The following is a 7,195-nucleotide window of genomic DNA, read 5'->3' on the forward strand; positions in this document are numbered from 1 at the left end:
GCAGCAGCGTGAGTGGCGCCTGACGCACAGCGTCACCCTGAATACGCATCGGTCGCGCCTAACGGCTATTCAGCTTGTACGCAAGGTGAAGGGCAACCCTTAGGGATCAAATTTAAGAGACCTAAGTCACAAAACAGGAGGGATGGGGCAAGAACACTACCGGCCTCCCGGGGGGGACCACTTTGCCTTTCTGTGCCGTAATGCGGCAGGAGCTTCTCCTTGATGTCTGCTTTGCCCGGTCGATCCTTGTTCAAACCCTTCCTGTGGTTGCTGTTGAGCCTTGCCGCCTGCGGCACGGCGCAGGCGGCCACCACTTATTACGTACGCACCGACGGCGGCGATGCCGCCCAGTGCACCGGTAAGGCCAACGCCCCCTACTCCGGCAGTGGCACCGCCCAGGCCTGCGCCTGGAAGTCCCTGCACGTCGCCCTGCCCGCCAACGCCACCGCCCGCATCGCCGGCGGCGACACCGTCCTCATCGGGGCCGGCGAGTACATGATCGGCTGGGGCGCCACCGGCGCCGCCGGCGGCCGCTGCTACTCCGGCGGTCCCTACGACTGCTACCTGCCGCCCATCCCCAGCGGCCCCAGCGCCACCGCCAGGACCCGCATCCTCGGCCAGGGCCACGATGCCGGCTGCAAAGTGCCGCCCAAGCTGTGGGGCACCGAGCGCGTCACCACCGTCCTCAACCTCGCCGGCAGCTCCAACGTCGAAGTCGGTTGCCTCGAGATCACCGACAAGAGCGACTGCGTCGAAGGCCACAGCAACGGCGCCGCCAGGTGCCAACGCGACACCGCGCCTTACGGCCAGTGGGCCTCGGCCGGCATCGCCGCCTCCAACTCCAAGAACGTCTGGCTGCATGACGTCAACGTCCACGGCCTGGCCAACACCGGCATCCATGCCGGCGGCCTCACCGACTGGACCCTCGACCGCGTCAAGATCGTCGCCAACGGCTGGGTCGGCTGGAACGGCGACATCGGCGCCGCCAGCTCCAACGCCGGCCAGATCACGATGCGCAACACCGAGATCGCCTGGAACGGCTGCGGCCAGAAGTGGCAGACCGGCGCGCCCTGGGCCTGCTGGGCCCAGGAAGGCGGCGGCTACGGCGACGGCCTGGGCACCGGCCGCACCGGCGGCCAGTGGCTGATCGAGGACTCCTACGTCCACCACAACACCTCCGACGGCATCGACCTGCTGTACATGGACGGCAACGCCAACACCTCGGTCACCGTCCGCCGCGTCTACGCCGTCGGCAACGCCGGCAACCAGGTCAAGGTCTACGGCAACTCCACCGTCGAAAACTCCGTCGTGGTCGGCAACTGCGCCTACTTCAACGGCAAGGACAACATGCTCCACGGCGACCAGTGCCGGGCGCAGGGCAACACCCTCTCGGTCGGCCTGGTCGCCGGCCAGACCGCCAACATCCGCCACAACACCGTCACCGGCGAGGGCGACTGCCTGATCCTCACCACCGACGGCACCGCCACCTCCAGGCTCAACATCCTCAACAACGCCCTGATCGGCCAACCGGACTTCCTCGCCACCCGTGGCGGCTACCCGGAGCAGACCTGCGGCCACTACGCCCACGCCAGTGCCGCCGCCACCACCTACGCCGGCAACCTGGTCTACAACGTCAAGTCCGGCCAGTGCCCCAGCGGCAGCATCTGCGGTCAGGCCCCCAAGCTGGCCAACCTCACCCTGGCCGGCTTCGACGCTACCCCCCTCGCCGGCAGCCCCGTCATCGACAAGGGCATCGCCATTGCCAGCGTGGTCAATGACTTCCTGCTGCAGCCGCGCCCGGTTGGTGCCGCCGCGGACATCGGCGCCTACGAGGTGCAAACCGGTGGCGGCACCCCGCCGCCGATCTGCAGCCGCGCCGCCCCGACGCTGACTCTGAGCGGCCCGACCGCCGCCGTGGCACCGGGCACCTCGGTGCAGTACAGCCTGAGCCTGCGCAACAACGACAGCAGTGCCTGCGCCAGCACCAACTTCAGCCTCGCCCGGACGGTTCCGAGCGGCTGGACCGGCACGCTCGCCGCTGCCAGCCTGGCCCTGGCCCCGGGTGCCAGCTCCAGCACCATGCTCACCGTGGCGTCCCCCGCCAATGCCGTCGCCGGCGCCTACAGCATCGGCAGCGGTACCAGCAGCAGTGCCGGCAGCAGCCACACGGCCAGCGCCTCGGCGACCTACACCGTCGCCGGGTCGACGCCGCCGCCGGTCTGCACCCGCACCAAGCCGACGCTGACGCTGAGCGGCCCGACTGCCGCAGTAGCGCCGGGCACGGCGGTGAACTACACCGTCAACCTGCGCAACAACGACAGCAGTGCCTGTGCCAATACCACCTTCAGCCTCGCCCGGACGGTACCGAGCGGCTGGACCGGTGCGCTGACCGCAGGCAGCCTGACCCTGGCACCGGGCGCAAGCTCCAGCACCAGCCTGAAGGTGACCTCGGCCAGCGCCGCCAGCAACGGCACTTATGCGATCGGTGCCGGGACCAGCAGCGCCGCTGGCAGCAGCCACACCGCCAATGCGACGGCCAACTACACGGTGACCAAGCCGACCATCCCGCCGCCGGTGATTGGCCCGCTGACCACCACCGCTTCGGTCAACAAGAGCAGCTATCGCCTGCGCGAAACCGTCACCATGAGCGCGCGCGTGCTCAAGAGTGGCAAGCCGGTCCGAGGCGCCCAGATCGTATTCAACGTGACCCGTCCGAACGGCCAGGTGGTTGTGGTCAAGACCACCAGCAACAGCCTGGGCAACGCCACCGGTCGACTGGGGCTGGGCACGAGCACCTCGGGAATTGGCAACTACGCGCTGCGCGTGGACGCCATCAGCCACCCGGAAGTCGTCAGCGCCTACACCAGCTTCAGTGCGCGCTGATCCGGCACGGTGAAGTGACTGGCCTCAGGGCCGGTCACCGACGCCAAGTCAACGCCAAGTCATAAGTCGTATCGGGGAACAGTTTCGGGCGGGTGCCATCAGCATCCGCCCGATTCTTTTCAGAATCCCTCGGGCGCTTCAGCCTGCCGAGTTGGCCGAGCCCGCAGACGGCCACCATCGCCGCAGCAAGGCCCGCATCCTCGCATCCAGTGTGAGCACCGCCAGCGCATACAGCAATGCGGCCGTGCTCCCACCCAGCATCAGGCGCGCCCAACCCGGGCGCAGGTCGAGCAATCCACCGGCCCAGACCCCCGCCACGCACAGCACGGCCGCCGCGACCGCGGTCGCCACGACGCGCGGCTGCGGCAGCTGCAGCAAGGCACGCGGCACCAGCAGGCAATGCGCCGTGGCCAGCATCAGCGAGCTCACGGCCGTCGCATACACCGCCCCCATCACTCCGTGCAGCGGGATCCACCACAGGTTGAGTGCCACGTTGAGCAGCAAACCGCTGGCCATCAACACCAGCACTTTGAATGAGCGTTTCTCCAGCAACAGGCCATAACCCGCCACCATCAGCACCGGCTGCAGCGCGTAGACGATGCCCAACCACGAAAACACCGGACCGGACGCGGCCTTGCCGTGGCCGCTCAGCGCCACGATCACATCGGTGCCGAAGCACCACAACAAGGCCGCGATGCCGATCGAGACATAGGTCATCGGCAGCAGGATGCGCTCCTTCAGCGCACGCACCGCGACCGGCCCTTCGGTGTCGTAGAGCCGGTTCGCCGCCGGCGCGAACGCCTCGAACAAGGTGATGCTGAGAAACACATTGACCTGCATCGCCAGCGAGGAGCCGATGGTGTAGATGCCGACCGGGGCGAAATCACCGAGCAGGTTCTTGAGCATCAGGCGGTCGACCGACACCAGCGTCACCATGATCAGCTCGTTTGCCAGCAGCGGCAGGCCGTAGAGCATGCCTTGGCGCAGCATCGCCGGATCGAGCAGCTCGCGCGAGTACACCAGGTGACGCCGCGCCCAATGGACGAAGAACACGACCGCCAGCACCGCCGCGAGCATCTTGCCGCCATACGCCGCCATCGCGCTGTGCTGCAACAGCAGCACCGCACCCAGCATCAGCACCAGCTCCAGCCAACGCCAACCGACACGCGTGAGCATCACCAGACGTGAGTTCTCGCTCGCGCGCAGCACCATCTCGACCATGCTTGCGAACACCAGCATCGGCATCATGCCCAGGGCCAGCCAGAACATCGGCGACTGCCGTAGCCCGCTGGCCGCATCGACAAGCAGCGTGCCAAGCACGATCGCGCCCCACAGCAGCAACGAGATCGCCAGCGGCAAATAGAACAGGTTGGTGGAAAACGAGCGCAGCCGCGCGGCGTCGCCGTCATGCGGATAGAAGCGCAGCACCGCGTGCTGCGCCCCGAGCTTGCCCAGCGATACCGCCAGCAGCACCCAAGTGTCGTAATAGCCGAGGATGCCGTACTGGGTATTGTCGAGCAGACGGGTCAGGATCGGGAACGAGACCAGGCCTGCGGTGATCACCAGCAAACTGCCGGTGGAATAGCGCAGGTAGTGCGTGACCAGGCCGTGCCGCTTTGGGGTGACCGTGCCGTGCCCGGGCGGCATGTCCACCTTGTCCGCGGCGATCATGACCCGCCCCCACCAAAACGATACGCGGCTGATGCGCGCAACAGCCCGCGCCAGCCACGTGTGTCGCGCGGATTCAGGTGCACCGCCTGCAGGTAGGCCTGCCACATGCGTTGGTACTCCCGTTCGGGCGAGCACTCTTCGGCCTCGCTCAGCGCCAACGCGGCCTGGGCCGCCGAATGTAGGCGCCGGCCTTCGGGAAAATCACGCATGCGTTCGACCAGAAGTTGCCGTGCGCGCAGCATGCGCTCGCGATTGCGGCTCATCCCGCCACCGTGCACGCGGTAATCGGCTCCGTGGTAGGACAGGTGCCGCACCCGGCCGCGCAGGCACAGGCGCAGCCACAGATCGCGGTCCTCGCAGCCCAGGTAGGAATAGCGCAGGTCGAAACCGCCCAGCGCTTCGGCCATGTCGCGACGGAACACCGCGGTCGGACAGGCCACGTGCTCGTGCCGCAGCAGGATCGCCCTGAACGGATCGTCGGCCCAGCGCGACCAGCGCCCGCGGTCGAGGAACAACGCCGTCACCGTATCGTGCTCGTCGACGAAGCGGACATCGGCGTGCACCAGCACCGTGCCCGGGTCGGCCTCCAGCGCGGCCACCGCCTGCGACAGGTGCTGCGGCATCCACAGGTCGTCGCAATCCAGCAGGGCCAGGTAGCGCCCGCGCGCCTCGACCATGGCGGCATTGCGCGCGGCGCACAGGCCGGCATTGGCCTGCTCGAAGTAGCGCACCGTCTGCGGGTAGGTGGCGGCGTAGTCGCGGGCGATCTCGCCACTGCGGTCGCTGGAACCGTCGTTGAGGACAATGATCTCCAGTCCGGAAAACGACTGCGCCAACGCGCTGCGCAATGCCGCCTCGAGGTAGCGCTCGCCGTTGTAGACCGGTGTGATCGCGCTGACCACGGGCGTGCGGGCATCGTCCCCAGCCGTCTTGTAGCGCGCAGGCGCATGACCGCTTTCGGGCACTGTCCGCGGCGCGCGCAATCCATCGTTCATGGCTTGGTCCCGGCCCGGTCTTCGACGAATTGCGCCTGCATCCAGGCCGTCACGGCCTGTTGCAGGCGCAGGCGGTCGCGGCGCAGATAAAAGGTGTGATCACAGTCGCGCCAATACTGCAGTGATACCTGCCGGGCCCGTGCCGCCTTGCCGAGGCACGCCGCCAGCTGGCCGCGATGGTTGAAGTACCGGTACGCGCCGCCGGTATAGATGAACAACAGGCGCACATCGCGTGCGACGAGTTGCGCCATCTGCCGCGCGGCCAGTGCCCGCGGCGGGAAGTCACGGTAATCGTCCAGGCCGGGCTGGTGCGCGCCGCGATGGCGCAGCGCGGTCCAGATCCTGCGCGGATCTAGCAGGCGCGGCCACAGGTGGCGCAGCCAGAAGCCGGCCGTGCGGTGCGCCAACCCGTCCAGCAGCACGGTGCCGACCACGCGCTCGTCACCGACCGCCAGATGAAACGCGTCGTCGGCCCCGGAACAGATGCCGCCGAGCACGAACTGCTCGGCGCCGGTTTCGGCCTGCAACAAAGCCATCGCCGCCTGCACCTCGCCGAGACGGCGCTCGGCCGAGGCCAGCGGCGATATCGGGCTGTCGCCCAAGCCGGACTGGTCGAAACGCAGCACGGCGAACCCGCACGCATTCAGCGCCCGCGCCAGCTGCACATAGCCACGGAACGGCCCGACGCGGTGCATCAGGCCGGCATTGAGCAGGATCACGGCGGTGCGTGCCGCCGTGTTGGAAGCGCCGCCACGGGGACGACCAAGGACACCGATCAATCCGGTTCCGAAGCGGTGCGCGCTCTCGCCCAGACCATTATCGGCGCGTTCGATCGAACCGACCTGACGTACGAACTCGTTCACGGCGCGCCGCCGGACAGGTTCCGCGCCAGCTGTGCCACGCTACGGCGCGGCAGTGCCAGCGACTCGAACAGGTTCGGATCGTCGAACAACGGCGCATCGGCGACGTCGAACGTCAGCACGTCCACCGCGACGCCGGCTTCGCGCTGCCGCGCCGCGTACTGCTGCAGCGCTGGTGTCATCTCCCAGACCGCCAGCAATACTCGACTGCCCGCGGGCAGCGGCCACTGGTTGGCATCCTGCCGTGCCAGCGTGTCCAGCCATGCCGGGTCAAGATCGAAACCGATCAACTCATCCGCCGCATTCCCATCGCTGCCGAACGGGTAGCGTCCGGCCTCGTGCAGTTGCTGTCGATGTTGCTGGCGCCAGTCGTCGACCACGGCGCTGCCGAGCAGGTGCGGATCCCACAGCACCAGATCCACCGGCTCGTTGTTGCTTGCGGCACGGGCCAGCACCGGCAGTGCGGCGCTGCGCAAGGCCAGCTGGTGTGGCCGGGCGACTCCGGAAAGGTCGCGCAGGGCTGATACGGCGGCGCCGAGATCGTCCTGCAACCCAGCCCAGCTCAGCTCACGGCTGTCCCCGGCGGAGTCGCCGCTGCCGAACCAGTCGAAGCGCAGCACGGTCGTGCCGGCCACGGCCTGCGCCTGCGCCAGCGACCACAGCGCACGCTGGCTGCGGATCCCGTCCTGCAACAACGGCGGACACATCAGCAGCGCATCGCCACGCGCGCCGTCGACGGCGTGCAACATCCCGAACAGCGATCGTTGTGGAGGGCCGAAGAAGAAC

Annotated in this window: 5 protein-coding genes; 1 reads left to right on the forward strand and 4 read right to left on the reverse strand. The window is 68.1% G+C overall.

Annotated elements, in window-relative coordinates:
• Positions 1–222 precede the first annotated feature (222 nt).
• Positions 223–2,883: an NEW3 domain-containing protein gene (locus tag ACFOLC_RS02200; protein WP_386757114.1), complete on the forward strand. Its 2,661-nt coding sequence runs from the start codon at positions 223–225 to the stop codon at positions 2,881–2,883.
• A 138-nt stretch (positions 2,884–3,021) separates the two neighbouring features.
• Here ACFOLC_RS02200 and ACFOLC_RS02205 read toward each other — a convergent pair whose 3' ends face one another.
• The 4 genes from ACFOLC_RS02205 to ACFOLC_RS02220 are packed head-to-tail and all read right to left on the reverse strand — an operon-like array spanning position 3,022 to position 7,158.
• Positions 3,022–4,554, reverse strand: a complete 1,533-nt coding sequence (locus ACFOLC_RS02205) for a lipopolysaccharide biosynthesis protein (RefSeq protein ID WP_386757115.1) — start codon at positions 4,552–4,554, stop codon at positions 3,022–3,024.
• On the reverse strand, positions 4,551–5,549 hold the full coding sequence (locus ACFOLC_RS02210) for a glycosyltransferase family 2 protein (RefSeq protein ID WP_386757116.1): 999 nt from the start codon (positions 5,547–5,549) through the stop codon (positions 4,551–4,553). Before ACFOLC_RS02210 ends, ACFOLC_RS02205 begins: the two co-directional genes overlap by 4 nt.
• Complete coding sequence (locus ACFOLC_RS02215) at positions 5,546–6,412, reverse strand: alpha/beta fold hydrolase (protein WP_386757118.1); 867 nt, start codon at positions 6,410–6,412, stop codon at positions 5,546–5,548. The genes ACFOLC_RS02210 and ACFOLC_RS02215 overlap by 4 nt, the downstream gene beginning before the upstream one ends.
• On the reverse strand, positions 6,409–7,158 hold the full coding sequence (locus ACFOLC_RS02220) for a hypothetical protein (RefSeq protein ID WP_386757119.1): 750 nt from the start codon (positions 7,156–7,158) through the stop codon (positions 6,409–6,411). Before ACFOLC_RS02220 ends, ACFOLC_RS02215 begins: the two co-directional genes overlap by 4 nt.
• Positions 7,159–7,195 lie beyond the last annotated feature (37 nt).

Source organism: Lysobacter cavernae (assembly GCF_042648505.1).
In the GTDB taxonomy this organism is placed as follows: Bacteria; Pseudomonadota; Gammaproteobacteria; order Xanthomonadales; family Xanthomonadaceae; genus Lysobacter_L; species Lysobacter_L cavernae.